This is a genomic window from Bradyrhizobium sp. (genome assembly GCF_030697065.1).
GTDB lineage: Bacteria > Pseudomonadota > Alphaproteobacteria > Rhizobiales > Xanthobacteraceae > Bradyrhizobium.
In genome coordinates, this window is record NZ_JAUYQU010000320.1 from 1 (window position 1) to 22483 (window position 22483).

A 22483-nucleotide genomic window follows, 5' to 3' on the forward strand; every position below is an offset into this window, starting at 1 on the left:
GGCGGGCGAGGCAGGACGCATCGTCCGGATACTCGGCCTGAAACTGCTTGAAAGTGTACTTGGCCATGACCGTATCCCCTGCTACCTGCGATTGAGGGATAGAATACGGATATTTTTACTTGGCGTCAAGGGATAAATCTGCAGGAGGGCGCGTACGTTTCCCTTCGCGGCGGCTCTAAGGCAAAAACACAACTGCCATAATTTGATTTCAGCGGCCCGCCGACTTGGTTAACACCCCCTAAACGTTCTCCGTAGTACTACGGAGATGCGCCTTGGTGACCGCTGGCTGAGGCGGGAGGCGTGCCAAACTTGGCGGGACACCACGCGGAATGATCCGGAGCACCCGATTGGCTCACCCCTTCCATCAAACAGTCCAGGGCTGCCTCGAACTCAGGGCCTCCGAACTGCGCGAAGCCGCCGACAAACTTCCCGTCGGCGACATGCGGGACGGTTTGCTGCAGAGGGCCCGCAAGATGACGGCCGCATCCGATGTCATCGGCAGCTGGCTGGCGTCTCCGGCCTTGAGAGCGCCAAGGTAGCGAAATTCCGCGATCTTCCCTTGTACCGGAAGCAGCGCCCCTCCCCCGCGGGCTTCGCCAACGCCGCCTTGTGCCCGACGGCCGTCCTGTTCCCAGCCCCCGAACCGGCACCCGCCAAAAAACAATCTTACATACGCGCGGTATTCAATTTAACAACCTGTAGTTTTATAATGGAATCGGCATTCAGGAGCCGGGGGATTTCCGATGATGCATCGGGGCGTCGAATACACCGTTACCCAGTCAGCGCCGGGCGTCTGGCAATGGCAGTTCCGGATCGGCGACGCCGTGATATCCGGCAAGACCGAGTCCAATATCAGGCAGCTCGCCATCCGCCGGGTTCAGTTGCGGATTAACCGCGAGCTCAAGAAGGCCGCTACCGGATCCGGATAAATTGATCGGGATCAAGGCGAACGACCATGCTGGCCCCAAATTGGCGGCCCTATGGCGAACCTCATCTTCAAATGTCCGCGGACCGGCATGAACGTACAGCACTGGCTGGCGGACGACCCCGATGAGGATTCTAATTACAGTTACGAGACCGTGGTCTGCCAGGCCTGCAGCCGGCTTCATTTCATTAACCGGTCGAACGGCAAATTATTGGGCGCAGAAGACCAGGATTGATCCGGGGGCCGGTCCGCCGTTCACGCGCGGCATTTGGCCTCCTCACACCCGGGCTGCCGTCGTGGCAATCAGACATCAACGATTCCAGAAACACAGGGGCGGCCGTGATGGCGTCTGGCGACGCGACTATTCCGCCCGAACCGGCGGATCAAGATGATTCCGGGCGCCGCTGCGAAAAATGCGCTGCGGCCATGAAGCAGCTGGCTGAACTGCCGGCGCTGTCGATCCGCTCCGCGATCAAGGTTTTCCGCTGCTACGCCTGCAACCATGTGGTCGCGGACCGCGCTTAGGGTCGGTCAGCCGGAAAGTCTAGTCGGCGCTGCCCAGCCTGCGCATGGTGAACTCGATCTCGCCGCCCGGCAGTTCGCGCCAGCTTTCGACCTCGCTCATATAGGCGGCCTTGGGGAAGCGGGTGAGGAAGTCCCGCGCCATTGTCCGCGCCGCGGCGCGCGGCAGCGTAAAGGTTTGGCGCAGAAAACCGTCGTCCGGCTTGCGCCGGGCGGCCATCCGGTCGGCGAGATCGCGCGGGCGAGCGGCCATGTCGGAACTCCAAACTCTGACAACCGTTCCATTATAACGCGGGCGGTCTCCAATCCGAGTCCTGGCCAATCAGTTTCCTGGCCGATCAGTTTCCGCAGAACGTACACCAGGGAATATGGAATTGAGTCGCTTGCCGGACATGACGGCGCTACAAGTGGACATCGTCGGCAGCGACCCATCGGATGCCGGCGACTGAGAGCCAACAAGGGCTCCCGCGCCTCATTGAGAGCGAGTCGGGTGGCGCCGTTTCCCTTTCGGGAACCAGCCGGGCGCGGCCAACCAAAGAGAACCTTACGGCATGCCGGATATCGATCGACGAACCAACCGGCTTCTTTCGCTGTTGTCCGATGAGGACTACCAGCGACTGCGGCCGCATCTGTCGCACGTCACGCTGGATTACAAGAAAAGCCTCTACGAAGCTTCGCGTCCGATCACACACATCTTTTTTCCCATCGACGGAGTCGCGTCGCTGGTGATCACGACCTCGGACGGCCGTAGCGCCGAGGTCGGCACCATCGGCAACGAGGGCATCGTCGGATTGCCGGTTTGTCTCGGCGATGATGTTGCAACGTCTTCGGTTTACATGCAGGTGCCGGGAACAGGGCTCCAGATGGACGCCCGCATTTTCCGGGCCGAGCTCAATCGTAGTTCGGCGCTCAACATGGTCATGCTCCGCTATGCCCATGCCTTCTTCAACCAGGTCGCGCAATCGGGCGCCTGCGCCAATCTCCACCATCTGGAGCAGCGCTGCTGCCGCTGGCTCCTGATGACGCGCGACCGGATGCCATCGGACGATTTCCTGCTGACCCAGGAATTCCTCGGAATGATGCTCGGGGTCCGCAGGACGTCGGTCACCGACGTGATGGGATCCCTGCAAAGAGCCGGGCTGATCCGGTACCGTCGCGGCCACGTGACGATCCTCGATCGCCAGACACTGAAGCAGCGGTCCTGCGAATGCTACGAGATTTCGAAACTCGAGTTCGACCGGCTGCTCGGCGACACTCCCGCGGCGCCGCGTACCGACAAGACGCATCGATCGGTCAGCGAAATCGGCTAGCCGAGACCGCACCGTCCTCATCAGCATGCCGACGCACGATTTCGATTCGCCAAGATGATCCCGAGCAAAAGCTGCAGCCGTGCAAGCCGCGCGAAAATCCCGCTATGACGGCTACCGGACCGACAGCGCCCCCTCCTTGTCCCTATACAGGGCCTTCCCGCGGACCGCCCTCTCGGAGCGTTCTCCCTAACCCCCTGCGGTAAATCGGCCCGACCGACCGGGCAGGATATCGCATTGCCAGTACCCGTTTTGAAGGCCGGTCTTCCCTTGGACAACAAGCTGCTTGCCTCGCTGCCGCGCGACGATTTCGATCGGCTGCTTCCGCATCTGTCGACGGTCGCCCTGCCACAGGGAGTCGTGCTGACCGAGGCCGGCGACGAGGTCGACCAGGTCTACTTTCCGCAGTATGGCATGCTGTCGCTGCTCGCCGTGCTGCGCGACGGCAAGGCGATCGAGACCGCCACGGTCGGCCGCGAGGGCGTGGTCGGCGCGATGGCGGGGCTTGGCCTCTACAAGTCGCTGGTCCGCGTCGTGGTGCAGATGCCGGTATCGGTCAGCAGGATCGCCGCCAGCCATTTCAGGACGGTCGCCGCCGGCAGCGATCCCGTTCGCAATCTCTGCATTCGCTACAACGAGGTGCTGCTGTCGCAGGCGCGGGTGACCGCCGCCTGCAACGCGCTGCACTCGATCGAGGCGCGCTTCTGCCGCTGGCTGCTGCAAAGCGCGGACCGCGCGGCCAGCGACACCGTGCCCCTCACCCAGGAATTCCTCGCGGAAATGCTCGGGGTCCGGCGCACTTCGGTGACCGAAGTCGCGAGCAAGGTGCAGGCCGCGGGCGCGATCACCTATTCACGCGGCGTCATCAAGATCCTGGACCGGCAGGCGCTGATGCGGATGTCCTGCGAATGCTACGAGACGCTGCTCGACCAATCGGCCACGCTGGCCTGACCGCGGGCCGCGGATTTTCAACCATTAACTGTATTTTTGTTGGAACGCTATCGAGAGTCGTCCGTTGGTTCCCCAGCAAAGGGGCCACCATGACAGCACCCGCACCAAAAACACGCACGCGCCGGCTTCAAATCCTGGACGACAGGACCAGGGACGCATTGTGGTCCGCACCGGGCACGCCGGACAGCCTGTCCGCGTCTGAGGACCCGTGGGTGAGATCCTTCATGGCCCGGCTGGCCGCGTCGTTGCGCAGCCTCGGCGGCCGGCCTCATCCGCGCCCATAGCCTTTTGGAGCGGGTTCTGAAGCAATCAGAACCCGCAAGCCATTATCGCGTGGTGCTGCCGGTCTTGGTGCGCGGCTTGGCGGGGGCCGACGTCTTCGGCGTATCGTTGCCGCGCACATTGCCCCACGGGTCGGAGGAAGCCTTGGCATCCGGAATCTTCTTCAGCGATTCCTTGTAGGCCTTGTCCCTCACCGCTTCGGCTTCCTTCTCCTCCGGCGTCTTGGATTGCATTTCCGGGATCAGGTTGATGTTGGGCGTTTGCGCATAGGCCGGCCCTGCCAGCAACACGATGACAGCCACGGCGCCAAGAATTCTCATCGGGCAAACTCCCTGCAGATTGCGGGCAATATATCACCGCGCCAGCCGCCACGCCAAGCGCGCCAACAGGCCGGCTCGTTGGGTCAAGAGCGGTCCGATATGCAGGATTCCGGCGATCGCGCCACGACGCACTTCCCCATACGCACTCCCCAACGGGATGATACGGCCCGAAGTCAGGCATTTTTGAGCCTTACCGGGAGTGTTCATTTGGGGCGGAGGCACCTAAGAATGCGGGGAAGCCGAATGAAGCGAGGGAACCAACGTTGACGCAGGATCAGCCGCCCAGGGAATTCGGTCTCGAGGAAGCCAGGCGCCTGCTTGGCGATATATTTGCGCCGTGGGTGCAGGACCTCAGATTGTCGATCGAGGGCATCGATATTAACCCGCCGCCGAATGCTGCCGCCGACTGGCAACCGGGCGCCGTCCTCCGCATGCCCATCTCGGAGCGGCTGTGCCGCAACGGCGGCATCGTGTGCGGCCAGGCGCTGATGGCATTCGCGGATACCGCGATGGTGATCGCGAACATGGCGGCCAACCGCGGCTACCGGCCGATGACGACGGTTGACCAAACCACGCATTTCATGCGGGCCGCGACCGCCTCGGACGTGCTGGCGGACGCGCGGGTGGTCCGGATGGGCCGCACCATGAGTTTCGGCCGCGTCACGCTGTCCAGCGCCAGCGACCACAAGCCGGTGGCGATGGTCTCCAGCGCGTTCGCGATGCTGGCATAGCCGCCTTCGGGCGAACGCCCGCCGCGTGAGCCGGCACTGTCGGCGGAAAGCCCGCAGCGGATTACTTCCCGAGCACCTTTTCGGCGGCGTTGACGATGCTGATGCTCGGATTGTTGCCGCAGAAGCTGCCGAATTTCTTGGCGTTTTCAACGAACACATCGGTGTCGATGATCGCCTCGTCGGAATCGCCCTTGTACCAGCCGTCCATCCAGGTCAGCACCATCTTGATGGTGTCGTCGCCGCCCTCGAGGAACTGCTTGCAGGTCATGGTCGACAGATCCAGCACGACGGCATGGGACGGCGCCGACGACAGCACCAGGCCAGCGGCCACCAGAAGCGGAGCCATCCTTCTCATCATCATCTCCCTGCAATGTGAATTCCGATCGCAAGAAAACCGATTTCGCAACGCCGCGCCAGCACCATTTCTGGGTGTCGATCGAAAAAAATCAATCCAACCGGCGAGCCCCCCTGTTGGAATGTCACAACCAGCTCGACGGCGTATTCAATCGGGGCCGCATCATGCCCGCTTTGTCAGCCCGCGACGACCGCGCCGCGCTCGATGCGGAAGGTGCGATCCAAGAGATCGATGACGTGGGTCTCGTTGGATTCCGACATCAGCACCGACACACCCTCGTCCTTGAGGTTCGAGAGAACTTCGCCGAGCCGGCGCGCCAGCGCCGGCGCCAGGCCCTCGAACGGCTCATCCAGCACGAGCAAACGGCGTCCCGCCATCAAGGCCCGGGCCAAAGCCACCATCTTCTGCTGGCCGCCCGAGAGCTCCATGGCGCGGCGGCGCCGGAAATTCGCAACCTCCGGCATCAGCGAATAAATGCGTTCGAGGCGCTCCTGCGCGTCGGTCGATCCAGTTGCCAGCGCCGGCAGCAGGATGTTTTCCTCGACCACGAATTCCGGCACCAGCCGGCGGTCTTCCGGCATGTAGCCGAGCCCGAGCGCGGCGCGGCGATGCGCCGGCTCCGCCAGCAGATCGACGCCATCCAGGGTCATGGTGCCGCGCGCCGGCAGCGCGCCCATCAGGGCCCGCATCAACGTCGTCTTGCCGGCGCCGTTGCGTCCGATCAGGCCGGAGAACTGCCGCTCGCCGAGCGACAATTGCGCATCGCGGATGATCTCGATGGCGCCGATCGAGACGTGCAGCGCGGATACCTCAAGCATGGGACGCCCTGCCGGCGTTGAGTTTGCCGTCCCTGGAGCGGATCAGCGTTCCCGTGATGAACTCGCGCACGCGCTCGTCGCCGAGTGCCTCGGCGGGCGAACCGTCCGCGATCACGGTGCCGTCGTAGAAAGCCAGCACGCGATCGGCGAACCGCTGCACGATCTCCATGTCGTGCTCCACGAACAGGATGGTGGTGCCGCGCGCCTTCAGCGCCCCCATGATGACGTCCATCAGGCCGAATTTCTCCTCCAGGCTGATCCCGCTGGTCGGCTCATCGAGCAGCAGGACACGCGGATTTCCCGCCGTCGCCATCGCAATGTCGAGCAGCTTGCGCACGCCCTGCGGCAGCGTCGACGCCAGCGCGTCGCGAAACCGGCTGATCTGGAACTGGTCGAGCGCGGTTTCGGCATCGGCCGATGTCCCGGCCGAGACAAAACGCGACAGCGCCGCACCGACCACGGAACTGCCGGAACGGGCGATCGCGGTAGCCGCGCACAGGTTCTCGAACACGCTGAAGCTCGGAAAGACCTGCGCCACCTGGAACGAACGCGCGATGCCCAGCCGCATGATTTTTCGCGACGGCAGCCCGGTGATGTCGCTGCCCTCGAACTGGATGCTGCCGCCCGACGGCGTCAGATGGCCGGTGATCATGTTGACGAAGGTGGTCTTGCCGGCGCCGTTGGCGCCGATGATCCCGACGGTCTGCCCCTGCGGCACGTCGACATTGATATCGCGGGCGGCGACGACCTGACCGAAGCTCTTTTCGAGCCCCTTGACGGAAAGCAGCGCGCTCATGCCGTCCCCTTTCCGGCCGCGTTGGCGCGTTTGCGGATCATCAGGGAGCCGAGCCCCTCGGGCACGAACAGGATCGTCAGCAGCAGCACCGACCCCAGGATCAATTGCCAGCCGCCGGGCAGCAGGGCGACCGCGATGGTGCGGACGACCTCGAACAGCAGCGCACCGAGAAACGCCGCCGGGACCGACGCCGCGCCGGCCAGGATGGTCACGAACACGAAGCCGCCGGACGTGGTCCAATAGGCCATCTGCGGATCGACATGGCTGATCGACAGCGCCGCCAGCGCCCCGCCGGCGCCCGCCAGCGCCGCCGAAATGGTCAGTTTCAGATGCACCAGACGGGTGACGGAAATGCCGAGATATTCGACGCGGATTTCATTGTCGCGGATCGCGCCGGCGAGCTGGCCGGCCACCGAACCAAGATAGGCCGAAACGCCCACCCAGGCGGAAAACACCATGCCGAGCGCCAGCCAGAACAGCGCGAAAGTGTAGCCGGGACCGCGCGGCTTCATGCCGAAGAAGCTGGCCTGGGCGACATTGATGCCGTCGGTCGAGCCCAGCGTCTCGGATTTGACCAGCACGCCGTACAGGATCATCGACAGCGCCAGGCTGAGCATGGCGAAAAAGATCTCGCGGTACTGCGCGAGCAGGAAACCGACCAGCAGTGCCACCAGCGCCGCCATGATCACGGCCAGCCCGATCAGCAGGAAAGCGTCGTTCACCCCGAACCAGCGCCCCGACAGGGCCACCGTGTAGGCTCCCGTCGCAAAGAACAGGGCCTGGCCGAACGGAACCAGGCCGGCGCGCCACAGGATGATGAGGCCGCAGACCACGAGCCCGGTGGACATCGCAAGGGTCACCAGCGAGATCAGCCAGAGCGGCGTGAAGGGTGCTGCCGCCCCCAACCCGCCGAGGATCGCCGCGCCGAGGAGAATGCGAGATCCGGTCATCAGATTTTTCTCGGTTGAGCGCGGCTGAACAGACCTTGCGGACGAAACACCAGCACCAGCGCCATCACCGCATAGATCGAGAACAGTTCGAGTTGCGGTACCAGGTGCACGGCGCCGGCGCGGAACAGGCCGACGATCAGGGCGCCGACCAGCGCCCCCTCCATCGAGCCCATTCCGCCGATCGCCACCACTGCGAAGGCGAGCACGATGACCTCGACCCCGAGCCCGGGGGTCACCGAAATCTTGGGCGCGGTCAATGCGCCGCCGAGCGCGCCGAGCACCGCGCCGACCAGAAACGTCACCGTGTAGACCCTGGAGACATTGACGCCGAACGCGGCGGCGGTTTCGCGATCGTAGATCACCGCCGTCAACAGCCTTCCGAAGGTCGTCCTCTTGATGGCCAGCGTGGACGCGATCGCCAGCAGACCCGCGAACCCGACCAGACCGATGTCGTAGACGGACAGCGGCAATCCGCCGACCGTGAAGCTGCCGGCCTCGGTATAGGGCTGATAGGCCGACCGGCCGTCGGTGCCCCAGATCAGGATCAGCACGTCTTCCAGGATCAGGAACAGCGCGTAGGTGATGAGGACGACGACGACTTCATCCTTGCCGTAGACGCGGCGGAGAAACACCCGCTCCAGGATGTAACCCATCACCAGGCCGATCGCGATCGCCGCGATGGCAACCACCAGATAGCCGCCGACGACGGGCCAGCCGCGGTCGAAATACAGCCCGATCGCGGTCGCCGCCGCATAGGCGCCAAAGGCGTAGAACGCGCCATGGGCGACATTCAGAATCTTCATGACGCCGAAAATCAGCGTCAGGCCGATGGCGACGACAAACAGCCAGGCGGCATAGACCAGGCCATCGGTAACGATGGCGATAACAGTGATCACCGGATGCCGTCCCTTGTTTCGTGAAATGCAGCTGGGCTGCAGCCGGCGGGGCCGGCTGCAGGCAATCGTGCGGCGGCTAGTTGCATTTGGCTCCGGGCATGCCGGCTGCGAGCCACGCCGTCGAGGTCATGTTGTCGGGAGGATTCACGCACTCGGCGGGATAGCGGACGATGTCGACGATTTCGGCCTTGTTTTCCGCCTTGTTGAAACGGAAGCTGCCATAGGCGATATCGGCGATACCCTGGTGGCCGTTGCCGATCGCCATGCGGATCCTGGCGCTCGGTCCCTCGAACTCGAGACCCTCGAACGCCTTCACCACCTCGTCGATCGAGGGTTGCTGGCCGCCCTTCGTTGCCGCGGCCTTGTCCCATGCGGATTTGAGCCCGAGGATCGACTGCGCCATGTGATAGGCCGGATAGGTCGGCGCCGTGGCGAAGCGATCCTCGTAAACCCCGCGGAACCACTTGTTCAGGGGGGTGTCGGGCGCCATCACGCCGTGCGGGCCGCGGGCTCCGATGATGGTACCGTCAGGGATCTTGGCGCCGAGCCGGAACATGGCGGTTTCGCCGGCGGTGTAGACCATGGTGGAGCGCGCCGGCAGACCGCGCGCACCGCTCTGGACGATGAAACTCTCGAGATCGCCGTTCCAGAAGCTGGAATGCACCACCTTGGAATTGGTGGTCAGCAACGCCGAGATTTCCGCGCCGAATTCGCCCGCGAACAATTTCGGAAACAGCTCCTTGTCGACCGTCGCCTTGGGCGCCAGCGCTTTCATGGCCGCGACGAAATCACGCCAGCTGTCCTGTCCCCAGGCGTAGTTCTGGTTGATGCCCGAAAACGAAGCGAGGTCGGGGAATTTCTTCAGCACGTAGCGGGCGGCCGCGACGTTATCCATGGTGGCGTGCGGCGTCGCGCGGAATACGTATTTGAGCGGCCTTTCCTCGAAGATCCGGGGCGTGCCGCAATCCCAGAACACGGTCAGCGCCTTCAGTTCTTCGGCAACCGGGGCCACAGCGAGGCAATTGCCCGACGAGATATATCCGACGACCGCATTCATGCCGTCGCGTTGAACGAGGTTGCGGAATTCGGTGACCTGGTTTGCCGAGGAGCCGGCCTCGTCGACGAATTTCGGCAGGATCGGCGCACCGGCGAGACCGACGCTCGCATAGGGCGCCGGCACTTTGCCGGCGTTGAGCATTTCGATCATGATTTCGGCGGAGTTGCGCCCGGGTATTCCGAACGGGCCGGCGGCCGGGCCGGTCAGGAAGGTGACGATTCCGAGTTTCACCGGCGGGGCCGCCGGCGCCGCCGGTGCGGTCTGCGCGACCGCCGCGACAGGCAAAGAAGTGAACAGCAACGCCGCCGATATCCTGCGCGCCCAACGCGCGCCTACGCTCGTCCTCTGCATCCGAACCCTCCCCATGATGAATCTTTTTTGGCCGTTACGGCTCTTGTGGGAAAAGTGTATGCGCGATTTCGGGCGATGCCAATACGGCCACATTGCCGCGCCACGCTTTCCGCGGCTGTCATTTCAGGAAGCGGAAAATTCCCCGGCCAGAGTCGGCGCGGAAATTCTCGCTGCACGTGCAGCGGGACCGGTCGTCCCGGGAATCGATTTATGCTGCAGCGCATTAGCGCCGGCCGCATTGCAGGACTGTGCCGTCAGCGCTTGCCGCGGTGCCCGTCGAGCAAGTAACGTCGCAGGCGAGACCCAGCCACCAGATTCTTGCAGGAACATAGCCCGTTGCAGCGGAGAGGCTCCATGAACCGTCCCTTGAATTCGCCCGCCATCAAAGTCGTCAAATCGGTTCGCGAGCAGGTCAGCCCCGAAGAATGGCAAACCCGCGTCGACCTCGCCGCCTGCTACCGCCTCACCGCGATGTACGGCATGACGGAGATGATCGCCAACCACATCTCCTGCCGCGTGCCGGGATCGCACGATCAGTTCCTGATCAATCCGTACGGAATGCTGTACGAGGAAATCGATGCCTCGTGCCTGATCAAGGTCGATCTCGACGGCAACACCCTGTTCAATGCGTCGGACTACGGCGTCAACGCCGCCGGCTTCGTCATTCACAGCGCCATTCACATGGCGCGGCCCGAAATGGACTGCGTGGCGCATACCCACACGCCGGCCGGCATGGCGGTCTCGGCAATGGAATGCGGGCTGCTGCCGCTGGCGCAGACCTCGATGCGGTTTCTTCATGTCGCCTACCACGATTTCGAAGGCATCGCCGACGACATCGGCGAGCGCGAGCGGCTGGTGGCCGACCTCGGCGATCACGAAGCGATGGTGTTGCGCAACCACGGACTGCTCGTGGTCGGCCGCAACGTCCCCTCGACATTCAACCTGTTGTATCGCATGGAGCGCGCCTGCGAGGTGCAGGTCATGGCGCTGTCCTGCAATACCAAGCTGATCCGCCCGCCGCAGGAGATCCTGGAAGCGACCTTCGACAAGATGAAGCCTCGCGTGGACCTGCCAAACCGCAACGGCGAACTGGCGTGGCCCGCGCTGCTGCGCAAGCTCGATCGGGTCGACCCTTCCTACCGGAACTGATCGGACCGCTTGTTGGCCGATCCTCGCGGCGCGTCACCCGGCATCCTTCGTTCCAGAGCCTGGCAGATCGCGATGATCGGGCTGGGCACGGCTACGACGCAGCTAGACACCGCCGTCAACATCGCCTTCCCCGCCATCACCAGGGGATTCGATCTGGCGATCGGCGACATCCAGTGGGTGGTGATCTGCTACGTGCTGGCCTACGCCAGCCTGCTGCTGGTGCTGGGGCGGATCGGCGACACCATCGGCCACGCCGTCGTCTACCGGACCGGGCTGGTGTGCAGCGCGGTGGCGTTCCTGCTCGTCGGCTATGCGCCGAGCTACGGCGCGATGCTGGTGTTTCGCTGCATGCAGGGCATCGGCGCCGCCCTGGTGCTGAGCTGCGGCGCGGCTCTGGTGACAAGTCTCTACGGCGAGGAACGGCGCAGCCGGGCGCTCGGCATCTATACCATGATGATGGCGCTCGGCCTGATGCTCGGTCCGCTGCTCGGCGGGGTGCTGGTGGCGAGCTGGGACTGGCCGGCGGTGTTCTGGTTTCGCATCCCGATCGCGATCGCGGCGCTGTTGCTGTTGCGCGGCCTGCCGGCGTCGCAACCGCAGGCGTCGCGCGATCCGCTGGACATTCCGGCCGGCATCGCGCTGGCGCTGGGGCTGGTGACGATGCTGATGGCGTTCAACCGCATGCGCGAATGGTCCGCCGTCTGGCTCGCGCTGCTGTCCGCCCTCGCCTTTGCCGGCTTCATCTTCCGGCAGTCGCGCGCGGCGCGGCCGATCGTCGATTTCGCGGTGTTTCGCCTGCCGGGATTTGCGATCCTGAACCTCGTCAGCGTTCTCGCCAATCTCGCGGCGTTTTCGGTCTGGCTGCTGGTGCCCTATTATCTGACCCGCGTGAACGGCTATTCGCTTGGCGAGAGCGGCGCCATTCTGGCCTGCGGCGCGGCCGGTGCGGCACTGGCTGCGCCGATCGGCGGTCGCCTGATCGGGGCGCGAATCTCCGCCGAACGGCTGGCGCTCGCAGGCGCCGCGGCCATCGGCGCCGGCCTCATCCTGCTCAGCGCATGGACCGAACAGACGCCGACCGCGTTGCGCGTCGCCGGGCTGCTCGTCCAGGGCGTCGGCCTCGGCCTGTTCCAGCTCGCTTACACCGATATCGTGACGGCAGCGCTTCCGCTGGGGGATCGCGGGGTCGCGGGCAGCCTCGCGCTGCTGACGCGCACGCTGGGTACCGTCGCCGCGGCTTCGATCGTCCTGATGGTGTTTGAAATCCTGCACGTGCAGCATGGCTTCTTCGACGCCTTCCATCAGACCTTTCAGCTGGCGGCTTTGCTGGCCTTTGCCAGTGCGGGCCTGTTGGCGCTTTCATCGCGCAACAAGGGCGGTCGCGTTCAACGTTAGGCGACGCCAACACTAACGCGCAGCCGGTTCGAGACGAGGGCCTGCGGGTGCCTCGATATCGAGCCGGCCGTCGCGCAGCCGGTAAATGTGATCGAACCGATCGAGTATCATTTCGTCATGCGTGACGCAGATGATCGCGGCATTCTGGTCTATGGCAATCCGGCGCAACAGGTCCATCACGATTCTGGCGCGTTGCGAATCGAGCGGCGCGGTCGGCTCGTCGGCGAGAATGATGCGCGGCCGATTGGCGAGAGCCCGCGCGATCGCCACCCGTTGTGCTTCGCCGCCGGAGAGTTGCTTCGGCAAGGCGTGCCTGCGGTGGCCTACCTCGAGATACTCCAGTAACTCGACCGCGCGCGAGAGAGACGCCGCGGAACCCAGCCCGGCAAGCCGGAGTACCACAGCGACATTGTCGGTGGCGTCGAGGAACGGCAGCAGATTGGGATATTGAAAGATGAAGCCGATCTTGTCGAGACGCAGCCGGCGCAGGTCGGCCTTCAGCCAGCGATCATCATAGACCACCTCGCCGTCGAGAGTAAGCCGGCCGCTGCTCGGCTGCGAAATGCAGGCGATGCAGTTGAGCAGCGTGGTCTTGCCCGAACCGCTCGGGCCCATCAGCCCGACGACCTGGCCGGGATAAACATCCAGGTTGATGTCGATCAGCGCATCGACCCGGGCGGCCCCCACGCCGAAATACTTGGAGACGTGCTCGACGGATACGACCGCCTGTCTTCCTTCTCCTGCCATCGTCCTATCCCGAAGTCGCCAGCGCTTCCGCCGGGTCCACCTTTAGAGCTAGCCGGATCCCGAGGATGCTGGCGGCAAGGCACATCACGACAGTGATGATGAACACAACAGCGACACTCTCGGGATCGAACACCAGCCGCCGCGGAAAGTACGGTCTGAAGATGAAAACGAGCGCCATCCCTGCGAGATAGCTGACGATCCCCAACGATAGAGCCTGCTGAATGATGAGGCCGACGATGGTGCGATCGGGCGCACCGATGAATTTGAGCGTGGCGATCGAGCGCACCTTGTCCATCGTCATGGTGTAGATGATCAGCGCGATGATAACGGCCGATACGATCACCAGCAGCACCATGATCAGCATCTGCTGCTTGCGCGCTCTTTCGATGACGACCATGCTCAGCATGGTCTCCTGTTGTGCCTGGGTGAGCGCCGTGAGGTGCTTCCAGCGCGAGAGCGCGGTCGCCACCTCGTTGGCGGGAACATGGGGTGAGACCCTGGCGATGACGGCATTGATCTGATCGTTGGTTTGCAGCGCTCCGCCGCGCGCCTGTTCGCGCCGTGTCGAAGGCGGTGCGACTTCGAACTGGAGCCGTTGGGCGTCGCGCAAGGTGATATAGGCGACGGGATCGCCGGCTGAGGTGACCTCGTTCTGCATCAGCCCGACCACGGTGAATTTGTGGCCACGGGTGCCGAGCGGAATTTCCTGGCCGAGCGCAAGACCCGCGCGACGGTCCACGACAATTTCATAGTGGCTGCGCAAGATCTCGCGCCCGGCGACGATCTTGCTGGGTCCGCCCGGGCGCCCCAGCTGGTAGCCGATGAGAAAGAGTCGGTGCGGCGCGCCGTTCAGTTCGGCCTGAACCGACTGGTAGGTGACCGCGCCGGCACGCTCCACACCGTAGACGCGGCTGACCAGCTCCCGTGTATCACCGGGAATGCGCGACGATTCGGCGAACGGCCCCTTGGTATCGGCCTGGACGACCCAGAGGTCGGCCCTCGCCGCGCGGGCCTGCCGCAACGCGTCGTCAATCAGGCCCCCGTAAACGCCGGTGATCATGATCACGATGCCGAGCAGCAGGCTCAGGCCGAAATTCGTCAGTGTGAAGCGCAGCAGATTGTGCTTGATGTCGCGATAGGCGAGATTCATGGTGACTTCCCGGCAGCCACCTTCGCCGCGCGGCCCACGCGCAGCCCGCTGCGTAGCTGCGATACCACAAGGGCATTGTCGGGAACGCCGCCGGTGATTTCGAAGCGTCCGTCGAGCAACCTGTGTCCGAGCGTCACGGTGTGCTGCTGCAGGCGGCCGTCCTCGACGGTCCACACCGTTCCCCTGTTCTTGCCGAGGCCGGCGATCGCCGCCTCAGGTACCAGTCTCGGTTGCGCCAGATGCACCGTCGTGATGTAGACCTCGGCCTGTTCGCCCAGGTTGAACTCTGCCGGTATTTGATCGAAGGCGACCGCGACGCGGCGCTCCTCGTTGACGCGGTCGCTCTCGGGCTCGATCCGAGCTACGCGGCCGGCGATGCGGCGGCCCGGCTGCGAGCGCAGCACGATCTGCGCCGCCTTGCCGACGCGGATCTCGCCGGCCTTGCTTTCGTCGATATAGGCAAGCACCCACACCGTCGCCGGATCGATCAGCGTGAAGACCGGCTCGCCGGGGCCAAGGGCGGAGCCAAGTTCCTTGGTGCGCGCGGTCACCATCGCGTCGTAGGGCGCTGCGAGGGTGTGAAAGTCCAGCGTCGCCGATTCCAGCAGCTGTTGTGCCTTGGCATCGTTAACGGAGGCGCGCGCCACCTGAACATCGCTCGAAGCCAAATTCAGATCACCGAATGCGGCATCCTGGACAGCCTGCGCCGTTTCGGCCGCCTCAACTGACGTGCTGTTGCTGAGAAACAGTTTTTGGCGCCGCTCGCTGATGCTCCGGGCATTGTTATGGTTGGCACGTGCCTTTTCCACGCTCGCCGTTGCCCGCTGCACGTTGGCTTCGGCCTGTGCAATGGACGCTCTGGTCCTGGCTACGCGCGCACTTTGTTCGCGGTCGTCAAGGCGAGCCAGAACGGAGCCCTTCGCTACGCGCTCTCCAACATCCGCCCGAAGATCGACGAGCACACCGGAAACCTTGAATCCCACCTTTGATGTGACGCGGGCCTCGACGGTGCCGAGCCCGAAAACCTCGACGGAGACATCGCGCTCAACCTGCGAGACCCGCACATTGACCGGACGAAGATAGAATGCCCAAGCACCCGCGCCGGCAGCGACGAGGATGGCGAGCAGTACGGCGACGAGAACAAGACGCCTGCGGCGCAAGGGTGATTTCCCGTCAGCGCCGACGACGACGCCCTTTGCGGCTCCGACGATGGGAGGGACGCTCGCTGAATTTCCTTGGGTATCAGGCACAGGTATCCCATCCAATTCGCCGCGCGAGACGACTATAGGCAGCTTGGTGAATGTGCTTTGACAGAGGGATTCTAGTATTGACCTGGATCAACAGCCGGACGGATGCGCGAACTCGGCCTCACCGTCCGGGCCCTCCAACACAGCACGCGATCACACGACCGCGTGCTGTGCCGTTATCGGTCTTAGTGTTGGTGTTGCGGCTCCGCCGTGGCACCGCGCATGCGCATGCCTCGTCCCATCATACCTCGTCCCATCATGCCGCCGCCGTTCTTCATCACGGCCTCGTGCGCCGCAACCATCCCGCGCTGCGCAAGATCAGTCACTTCCGCGGCGTGATCCTGCAGAGCCTTGACGGTGTCGGCGTCGGCCGAGGTTTGAGTGACGATGATTCCCTTCTCGGTCGTCTCATACGCGCTCTTGATCTTGTCCTTATTCCGGAAGATCGAGTGCAGCGCCGGGCTCTCGATCGGCAGACCAGGATCACGTCCTTCTTCGACACGCTTTCCCATTTCGGCGACGTGTCTCTTGATCGTCGCGGCAACCTCCGCGTCGTCCGATTCGGTAACCGTGCGAATGCCGTCCGGAAGGTTCGTCACCGTCCGCTTGATACGATTGTGGTCGAAGAGGAGCCCATGAATATCCCGCCGCTCTGCCATGGTGGCGGAGCCCCCGTGCAACCCCATCAGTCCGCCGCCCATGCCCCTCATGCCCGGACCCATTTGGCCCCGCATATCTTGCCCCATCGGGCCCATCCCGCGTCCCATCCTTTCGTGCATGCCAAATCCCATGCCGTGCATTCCGCGCGGACCATGATCGGCTGACTGCGCCAGGGCCCAGCCGCCGACGAGCACGGTAGCGGCCACGATACCGCCGATAACAAGAACCTTCTTCTTCATCTGAATCTCCAATGTCCGTGCAACCGATCATCCGTTGCTTCTGCCCATTGGAGAGGCCGGACTTGACCGAAGTTTTTCAGGAACAGGGTTGTTTGTGACAAAGTTTGTCAAAGGCGGCGGCGGCCATGATCCGACACATATTCCGCAAGCGCCGCGGATGCTTTGGTCTATATTGCGAGGATGCAAGGTGCGCCGCACATCCTGATCGTCGACGACCACCGCGAGATCCGCGATCTGGTCTCGCGCGCGCTGGCCAAGGAGGGATTCCGGGTCAGTACGGCGGCTGACGGCCGCGCCATGCAGAAGGTGCTGTCCGCCGGCCGGATCGACCTCATCCTGCTCGATCTCATGCTGCCGGGCGAGGATGGATTATCGCTCTGCCGGAAGCTTCGCGCGGAGTCGAGTGTCCCGATTATCATGCTGACCGCCAAGGGCGAGGAAGTCGACCGCATCATAGGCCTGGAGATGGGAGCCGATGATTACCTGCCGAAGCCCTTCGGCAGCCGCGAACTGATCGCGCGGATCAGAGCCGTCCTGCGCCGGAGCCATGAAAGCATATTCAGGGAGGCTTCCGGGCAACGCCCAAGGAGCTATCATTTCGACCGGTGGGGCCTGGACATCGGCCTGCGTGCGCTTGTTCGCGACGACGGTGTCGCGGTGCCGCTCAGCACCGGCGAGTTCGATCTGCTGATAGCGCTGGTGGAACGCCCGCAGCGGGTGCTCAACCGCGACCAATTGCTTGATCTGGCGCGGGGGCGCTCGTCTGCAGGCCTCGACCGCAGCATCGATACGCAGGTCAGTCGTCTCCGCAAGAAGCTCGAGCTGGATCCCGGCGATCCCAGGATCATCAAGACGGTGTGGGGCGGCGGCTACATATTCACGCCGGATGTGAGCCGCAGATGAACCGGCTTCTGCCCAAAAGCCTGTTTGGCCAGACCCTGCTGGTGTTGGTCGCCGGCCTGATCGTATCGTTACTCGTTGGATCGTGGATCTATACGCTGGACCGCGAGCAGGCCGTACGGGCCGTCGGGGGATTTTCCGCGGCACAGCGCATCACCAACCTCGCGAGGCTGGTGCAGGACACTGCACGGGAGCGGCGCGAACGGATTGTCGCCGGTCTGAGCGATCAAACCTTTCGCGTCTCGCTTTCGGCCCAGGCCCCGACCTTCATCCCGGCCGACCAGGAAGGTGCCGTTGTAGAGGCGATCAAGGAATTTCTCGTCGATCAGCTTTCATTGCCGCCGGACAGGCAACCGCGCGTATCCGCATCGGCTTCGGATACACCGTCGTTTGGCGGGCCGCACCGGATGATGGGGCGAGGCCCGATGATGCATGGATTCCGCGGTTTCGGCGGTTTCGGTGGCTTCCGTGATCTGCAGGTCGCGATTCCGCTGGCGGACGGGCAATGGCTTGCATTCGCTACCGCCCTGCCGGAGAGCGGGTCAGGTTTTTCACGTCAGTTCCTGCTTTCGATGGCGATTATGGCGATCGTCATTCTCGCGGTCTCGGTATGGGCGGTACGCCGTGTCACGGCGCCGCTCGCCGCGGTGTCGGCGGCTGCCGAACGGCTCGGCAATGACTTGAATGCTTCACCAATGCCGGAGACTGGCACGATCGAAACCCGTCAGGCCGCGCGCGCCTTCAATACCATGCAGTCCCGGCTGCTTGGTCTGATCGAAAACCGTACCCGCATGCTGGCGGCGATTTCGCACGATCTGCGCACGCCACTGACGCTGTTACGCCTGCGCGCGGAGAACGTGGACAATCCGCAAGAACGCGACAAGATGCTGGCCACCATCGCCGAGATGGACTCGATGGTCGCCGTAACGCTACAGTTCGCTCGCGACGAGGCCACAACCGAGATGCGGCGCCCGACCGAGATTGCTGCGCTCGTCCAAAGCATCGTCGATGACATGGCCGACGCCGGCATGCCCATCAGAATGGAGCCAGTCGAACCGGTTGTATACGACTGCCGGCCCGACGCCTTGAAACGAGCGATCCGAAACCTCCTCGACAATGCGATCAAGTACGGCAAGACAGCAAGCGTCGCGATCCAGGCGTCACCTAAAACGATCGAAATCCTTGTCGATGATGAAGGTCCCGGCATCCCGGAACAGGAGCTCTCGCGGGTGCTGGATCCGTTCTATCGTCTTGAGGAATCCCGGAATCGGGAGACCGGCGGAGTTGGCCTTGGTCTGGCGATTACCCAATCGATTGTGCAGGCCCACCGCGGCGAGCTCCTGCTCAGCAACCGGCCAACCACCGGGCTGCGTGCCCGAATCGTACTTCCTCGATAAGACGCCAAACGTTCCCGTTGCGTCCGAGTCGTCACGCTCGGGCGAAAGATTAGCGAATGCTCATGTCCATCCCAATGGATCGCCTATCCTGATGAGGGCATACATCAGACCATTCAAGGGACATGATCGAAATCATGTAGCTATGGCCCGCATTGGTCTACGGCTTCGTCACGCCAATTGCGGTGCTTGGACAGCGGCTACGGGAGCGACCATGAGCAAGGTTTTTCAGTTCGGCGAACGATTGCCCGAATATGCTGTCCCCGTCCTCAACGAGAGGGAAGCCAGGGCCGGCGCCGGCATCCTGTTTTTCATGGCCACGATCGCGTTCATGAACGCCTGGCTGACCGGAGACTTTTTTCCGATCAAGATCGTCGTGATCGGCTTCTTCATTGATTTTTTCATTCGGGTTCTCGTCAATCCGAAGTTCGCCCCCAGCCTGGTTCTGGGACGAATTGCGGTTAGGAATCAGAAACCGGAATACGTTGGAGCGCCACAAAAGAGGTTCGCGTGGGCGATCGGTCTCGTGTTGGCGACGGCCATGCTGTATCTCGTGGTCTTCCAGGATGTGCGCGGTCCGGTCAATTTGCTGGTCTGCTCGGTTTGCCTGTTGCTCCTGTTCTTCGAAACCGCTTTTGGCATTTGCATTGGTTGTGCGATCTACAATCTGTTCAACAGGGAAAGGGCGCAGCTCTGCCCCGGCGAGGTTTGTGAGGTTCATGCCGTGCAGGAGATCCAGAGAGTCGGCCTGGCTCAGGTCGTCGTTGTTCTGGGTTTTCTGGGCGCCATGACCGCGGCTGCGAACGTGGTGGGCGGGAAGTCCGACTTGACGCAGCGACAGGATGTGCAGCGACAGGATGTAATGACCGCGGCAACAGGCCTGTCGGTGGGCAGCGAAGAGGCGGAACGCTGCAAGGTTCCGGCTTTCGCCATCGCGATCGGGCACGTCGAAAAATGGAAGCTCCACAACAACTGCAGATGATATTCTGACGCCTTGCCGGCGCTGTCTGCCGTAACGGGACTGGTTCGGTCCGGCAATTACCTGAAGGACACGTACTCTGTGGGCAGCGGTCAGGGCCGAAGAGAATCCGAAAGCCGCCTTTCGCGGGTGGGCTGGGCTGCTGCGGCAATCGTCATCTTTTCCCTGATCGCCGCGACCTTCTTTGGCTTTCGTACCTACGGTACCTATCGTCTGCTCCAATCCGCCACCCAGAGCGGTGTTCCCGGCACCAGCGGAATCCGTCCCTGGATGACAATTGGTTACGTGGCCGAGACCTATGGCGTAGCCTTCATCACCCTCGCCAGTCGTCTGCAACTTTCTCCGGACACGGATCCGAAGAGCACGCTCAAGGAACTCGCCGACCGCACATCGCTTCCCCGTATCGACTATGCGCAGCGTGTTCAGCGTGCCGTCGCTGACACGGCGCCGATTCAGAAATCGTCGGCCTCTCCGGGCTGGCTGGCTACGCTCAACGACAGCATTCTGTCGCTGGTTTTGACATATGGATACGCAGCCTTCGGCGGGACCCTGTTGCTCGGCGCGTTGGGACTTCCATTGCCAAGCGGGGTCGCCGTCACGATCGCAGGATCGCTCCTGGCGCAGGGAAAGCTTGATTGGGGGCTGACTTTCACCCTCGGGATCTTCGCATCGATGCTTGGCGACATTGGAGGTTATTTCGCCGGGCGAATTCTGGGGCCTTCGCTCCTGGCAAACTGGGGACCGGTTCTCGGCCTCTCCCTCGCGCGACAGGCGCTCCTCGCCGGCATGCTTTCCAGGTGGGGGGCCCTGACCGTCTTCCTGAGCCGGACCCTGGTCTCGACGCTGAGCACTTTCATCAGTCTGCTTGCCGGTGTCAGCGGCTATTCGGCGACCCGATTTGCCGTGCTCAGCCTTGTGGGACGGAGCTTCTGGATGTTCGCCTATCTCTGGCTTGGATACACTGTTGGCACCGAGGTAGAGGCGGCAGCCAGCTTCCTGAGAAACCTCAGCGGCCTGCTCTTCTCGTTGCTGATGCTTTCGGCGGCGATCGCAATATTGATCAAGGGCAAAGCGAACCGCTTGGCCTCTCAATAGGTTCCGGGGCACGTCACGGATTTCACGGTCGACGTTTGGCGACTTCCCGATAAAGCGCCTCGGGACTCACCCCGATTTCGCTGGCGACAAGCTTCCACTCGCCCCTTGCCGGAGGACCGCCGCCGTTCCAGGCGATCCATGCATCGAGCCGTCCCGCGACCGTCTTCAACGAGAGAATCTCGGAGCGCAGTCTCGCGCTTTGTAACTCCCGCGCAAGATAGCCGGCCCAAACGTTGCTGAACTCCGCGTTCCTCGCGAGCAGCTTCTTGAAGCCCGCTTTCGCGTATGTCCGGGTCCCGGCCGCCCCGAATGCAACGGCGTCGCAATGATAGGTCTGAGAATACAGGGACGCTTCGGCCAGGATCGATCCGGGTCCCGCCCGCTGCAGGATCAAGATGGATCCATCGCTCTGGTATCGCACCAGGTGAACCGAGCCAGCCAGCACGAAATGCATTTCTTTCGCGGTGTCCCCGCGATGAAACACAAATTGGCCACCGGCGACGTGCCGCTGCTGGGCACGCAAACCCTTCAAATATGGTTCGATGGATGGCGACATGATAATTATCATGTCGGTAAAGCCTCGGAAGTGGCAAGAGCTATCTTAGGCCCGCGCTTGCGCACCGTCGGACCATCGCCGCCATGCCGGCGCGAAGGCCGGCCAAACACCGCTGGCGCTACATTGCCGGACTCGGGGAGGACCTATGCGGGTATCAGTGGCCCTGATTGTTGCTGTCGTCGCCTGCGGCGGCGCAACATTGGCTGACGCTCAGCATCAGCACAGGCATGATTCGTCCGCCCCTCGCGCTCGAGACGCAAGGCAGTTCGTGAAGTTTCCTGCGGCGTTGGTGGAGCACACACTGGCCAACATGCGCGATCACCTGCTGGCCCTGCAGGAAATTCAAACCCAACTGGGTATGGGCCAAATGGATGTCGCAGCCAAAATTGCGGAAACGCGGCTTGGAATGTCATCGCTGGGGCTGCACGGCGCTGCGCATGTCTCCAGATACATGCCTCAGGGCATGCAGGACGCCGGGACGGCGATGCACCGCGCCGCCAGCCGCTTCGCAATCACCGCTCAGGACGCGGGCGTTACCGGCGATATGAAGCCGGTGTTTGCGGGACTTGCGGACATAACGGCTCAATGCGTGGGATGTCACGCGAGCTACCGGCTGAAGTAGGTTACGAAAATTCCGCAATAGCGGGTAAGAGCGGTCGTAACGCCGGCAGCAGCAACTATCCAGCTTGGGATTGGCCGGTTCTCGCACTG

Annotated in this window: 24 protein-coding genes; 11 read left to right on the plus strand and 13 right to left on the minus strand. The window is 63.2% G+C overall.

Going from position 1 to position 22483, the window contains the following annotated elements; genetic code table 11:
- Positions 1–743: 743 nt before the first annotated feature.
- The gene (locus tag Q8R73_RS25045; RefSeq protein WP_305722227.1) at positions 744–929 is read left to right on the plus strand and encodes a hypothetical protein; all 186 of its coding nucleotides are present in this window, start codon (positions 744–746) and stop codon (positions 927–929) included.
- A 540-nt stretch (positions 930–1469) separates the two neighbouring features.
- On the opposite strand, the gene Q8R73_RS25055 is transcribed toward Q8R73_RS25045, so the two are convergent.
- Positions 1470–1700, minus strand: a complete 231-nt coding sequence (locus tag Q8R73_RS25055) for a hypothetical protein (RefSeq protein WP_305722229.1) — start codon at positions 1698–1700, stop codon at positions 1470–1472.
- Positions 1701–1998: 298 nt separating this feature from the next.
- On the opposite strand from Q8R73_RS25055, the gene Q8R73_RS25060 reads away from it, so the two are divergent.
- Both Q8R73_RS25060 and Q8R73_RS25065 read left to right on the plus strand, forming a co-directional pair.
- Positions 1999–2757 carry a Crp/Fnr family transcriptional regulator gene (locus Q8R73_RS25060; RefSeq protein WP_305722230.1) on the plus strand — a complete coding sequence of 253 codons (759 nt, stop codon included), beginning with the start codon at positions 1999–2001 and terminating at the stop codon, positions 2755–2757.
- A 234-nt stretch (positions 2758–2991) separates the two neighbouring features.
- The gene (locus Q8R73_RS25065; protein ID WP_305722231.1) at positions 2992–3705 is read left to right on the plus strand and encodes a Crp/Fnr family transcriptional regulator; all 714 of its coding nucleotides are present in this window, start codon (positions 2992–2994) and stop codon (positions 3703–3705) included.
- Positions 3706–4031: 326 nt separating this feature from the next.
- Here Q8R73_RS25065 and Q8R73_RS25070 read toward each other — a convergent pair whose 3' ends face one another.
- Positions 4032–4307 (minus strand): hypothetical protein, encoded by a 276-nt coding sequence (locus Q8R73_RS25070; protein WP_305722232.1) that lies wholly within the window; start codon positions 4305–4307, stop codon positions 4032–4034.
- 263 nt (positions 4308–4570) lie between these two features.
- Between Q8R73_RS25070 and Q8R73_RS25075 the strand changes: the two genes are divergently transcribed.
- Positions 4571–5038: a PaaI family thioesterase gene (locus Q8R73_RS25075; RefSeq protein ID WP_305722233.1), complete on the plus strand. Its 468-nt coding sequence runs from the start codon at positions 4571–4573 to the stop codon at positions 5036–5038.
- A gap of 61 nt (positions 5039–5099) precedes the next feature.
- Here the strand turns inward: Q8R73_RS25075 and Q8R73_RS25080 are convergent, their stop codons facing one another.
- The 6 genes from Q8R73_RS25080 to Q8R73_RS25105 form a co-directional block, all read right to left on the minus strand.
- Positions 5100–5393 (minus strand): HdeA/HdeB family chaperone, encoded by a 294-nt coding sequence (locus Q8R73_RS25080; RefSeq protein WP_305722234.1) that lies wholly within the window; start codon positions 5391–5393, stop codon positions 5100–5102.
- Between the two features lie 176 nt (positions 5394–5569).
- A complete protein-coding gene (locus Q8R73_RS25085) occupies positions 5570–6211 on the minus strand; it encodes an ABC transporter ATP-binding protein (RefSeq protein ID WP_305722235.1) in 642 nt (213 codons plus the stop codon).
- Positions 6204–7007 (minus strand): ABC transporter ATP-binding protein, encoded by an 804-nt coding sequence (locus tag Q8R73_RS25090; protein ID WP_305722236.1) that lies wholly within the window; start codon positions 7005–7007, stop codon positions 6204–6206. Before Q8R73_RS25090 ends, Q8R73_RS25085 begins: the two co-directional genes overlap by 8 nt.
- Positions 7004–7957, minus strand: a complete 954-nt coding sequence (locus Q8R73_RS25095; RefSeq protein WP_305722237.1) for a branched-chain amino acid ABC transporter permease — start codon at positions 7955–7957, stop codon at positions 7004–7006. Before Q8R73_RS25095 ends, Q8R73_RS25090 begins: the two co-directional genes overlap by 4 nt.
- Complete coding sequence (locus tag Q8R73_RS25100; protein ID WP_305722238.1) at positions 7957–8853, minus strand: branched-chain amino acid ABC transporter permease; 897 nt, start codon at positions 8851–8853, stop codon at positions 7957–7959. Before Q8R73_RS25100 ends, Q8R73_RS25095 begins: the two co-directional genes overlap by 1 nt.
- A gap of 76 nt (positions 8854–8929) precedes the next feature.
- The gene (locus Q8R73_RS25105; RefSeq protein ID WP_305722239.1) at positions 8930–10261 is read right to left on the minus strand and encodes an ABC transporter substrate-binding protein; all 1332 of its coding nucleotides are present in this window, start codon (positions 10259–10261) and stop codon (positions 8930–8932) included.
- Between the two features lie 354 nt (positions 10262–10615).
- Between Q8R73_RS25105 and Q8R73_RS25110 the strand changes: the two genes are divergently transcribed.
- Positions 10616–11410 carry a class II aldolase/adducin family protein gene (locus Q8R73_RS25110; protein ID WP_305722240.1) on the plus strand — a complete coding sequence of 265 codons (795 nt, stop codon included), beginning with the start codon at positions 10616–10618 and terminating at the stop codon, positions 11408–11410.
- A gap of 12 nt (positions 11411–11422) precedes the next feature.
- On the plus strand, positions 11423–12805 hold the full coding sequence (locus Q8R73_RS25115; RefSeq protein ID WP_305722241.1) for an MFS transporter: 1383 nt from the start codon (positions 11423–11425) through the stop codon (positions 12803–12805).
- Between the two features lie 12 nt (positions 12806–12817).
- Here Q8R73_RS25115 and Q8R73_RS25120 read toward each other — a convergent pair whose 3' ends face one another.
- The 4 genes from Q8R73_RS25120 to Q8R73_RS25135 all read right to left on the minus strand — a co-directional run bounded on the left by Q8R73_RS25120 (position 12818) and on the right by Q8R73_RS25135 (position 16848).
- Positions 12818–13552, minus strand: a complete 735-nt coding sequence (locus Q8R73_RS25120) for an ABC transporter ATP-binding protein (RefSeq protein WP_305722242.1) — start codon at positions 13550–13552, stop codon at positions 12818–12820.
- A gap of 4 nt (positions 13553–13556) precedes the next feature.
- Positions 13557–14702 carry an ABC transporter permease gene (locus Q8R73_RS25125; RefSeq protein WP_305722243.1) on the minus strand — a complete coding sequence of 382 codons (1146 nt, stop codon included), beginning with the start codon at positions 14700–14702 and terminating at the stop codon, positions 13557–13559.
- The gene (locus Q8R73_RS25130) at positions 14699–15862 is read right to left on the minus strand and encodes an efflux RND transporter periplasmic adaptor subunit (RefSeq protein ID WP_305722244.1); all 1164 of its coding nucleotides are present in this window, start codon (positions 15860–15862) and stop codon (positions 14699–14701) included. Before Q8R73_RS25130 ends, Q8R73_RS25125 begins: the two co-directional genes overlap by 4 nt.
- 272 nt (positions 15863–16134) lie before the next feature.
- A complete protein-coding gene (locus tag Q8R73_RS25135; RefSeq protein ID WP_305722245.1) occupies positions 16135–16848 on the minus strand; it encodes a hypothetical protein in 714 nt (237 codons plus the stop codon).
- Between the two features lie 180 nt (positions 16849–17028).
- On the opposite strand from Q8R73_RS25135, the gene Q8R73_RS25140 reads away from it, so the two are divergent.
- The 4 genes from Q8R73_RS25140 (at position 17029) to Q8R73_RS25155 (ending at position 21216) form a co-directional block, all read left to right on the plus strand.
- A complete protein-coding gene (locus tag Q8R73_RS25140) occupies positions 17029–17751 on the plus strand; it encodes a response regulator (protein ID WP_305722246.1) in 723 nt (240 codons plus the stop codon).
- A complete protein-coding gene (locus tag Q8R73_RS25145) occupies positions 17748–19145 on the plus strand; it encodes a cell wall metabolism sensor histidine kinase WalK (RefSeq protein ID WP_305722247.1) in 1398 nt (465 codons plus the stop codon). The genes Q8R73_RS25140 and Q8R73_RS25145 overlap by 4 nt, the downstream gene beginning before the upstream one ends.
- Positions 19146–19356: 211 nt before the next feature.
- A complete protein-coding gene (locus Q8R73_RS25150) occupies positions 19357–20124 on the plus strand; it encodes a DUF4395 domain-containing protein (protein WP_305722248.1) in 768 nt (255 codons plus the stop codon).
- Positions 20125–20136: 12 nt separating this feature from the next.
- Positions 20137–21216 carry a DedA family protein gene (locus Q8R73_RS25155; protein ID WP_305722249.1) on the plus strand — a complete coding sequence of 360 codons (1080 nt, stop codon included), beginning with the start codon at positions 20137–20139 and terminating at the stop codon, positions 21214–21216.
- Positions 21217–21238: 22 nt separating this feature from the next.
- Here the strand turns inward: Q8R73_RS25155 and Q8R73_RS25160 are convergent, their stop codons facing one another.
- Complete coding sequence (locus Q8R73_RS25160; protein WP_305722250.1) at positions 21239–21772, minus strand: Crp/Fnr family transcriptional regulator; 534 nt, start codon at positions 21770–21772, stop codon at positions 21239–21241.
- Positions 21773–21917: 145 nt separating this feature from the next.
- On the opposite strand from Q8R73_RS25160, the gene Q8R73_RS25165 reads away from it, so the two are divergent.
- A complete protein-coding gene (locus tag Q8R73_RS25165; protein ID WP_305722251.1) occupies positions 21918–22394 on the plus strand; it encodes a hypothetical protein in 477 nt (158 codons plus the stop codon).
- Positions 22395–22483 lie beyond the last annotated feature (89 nt).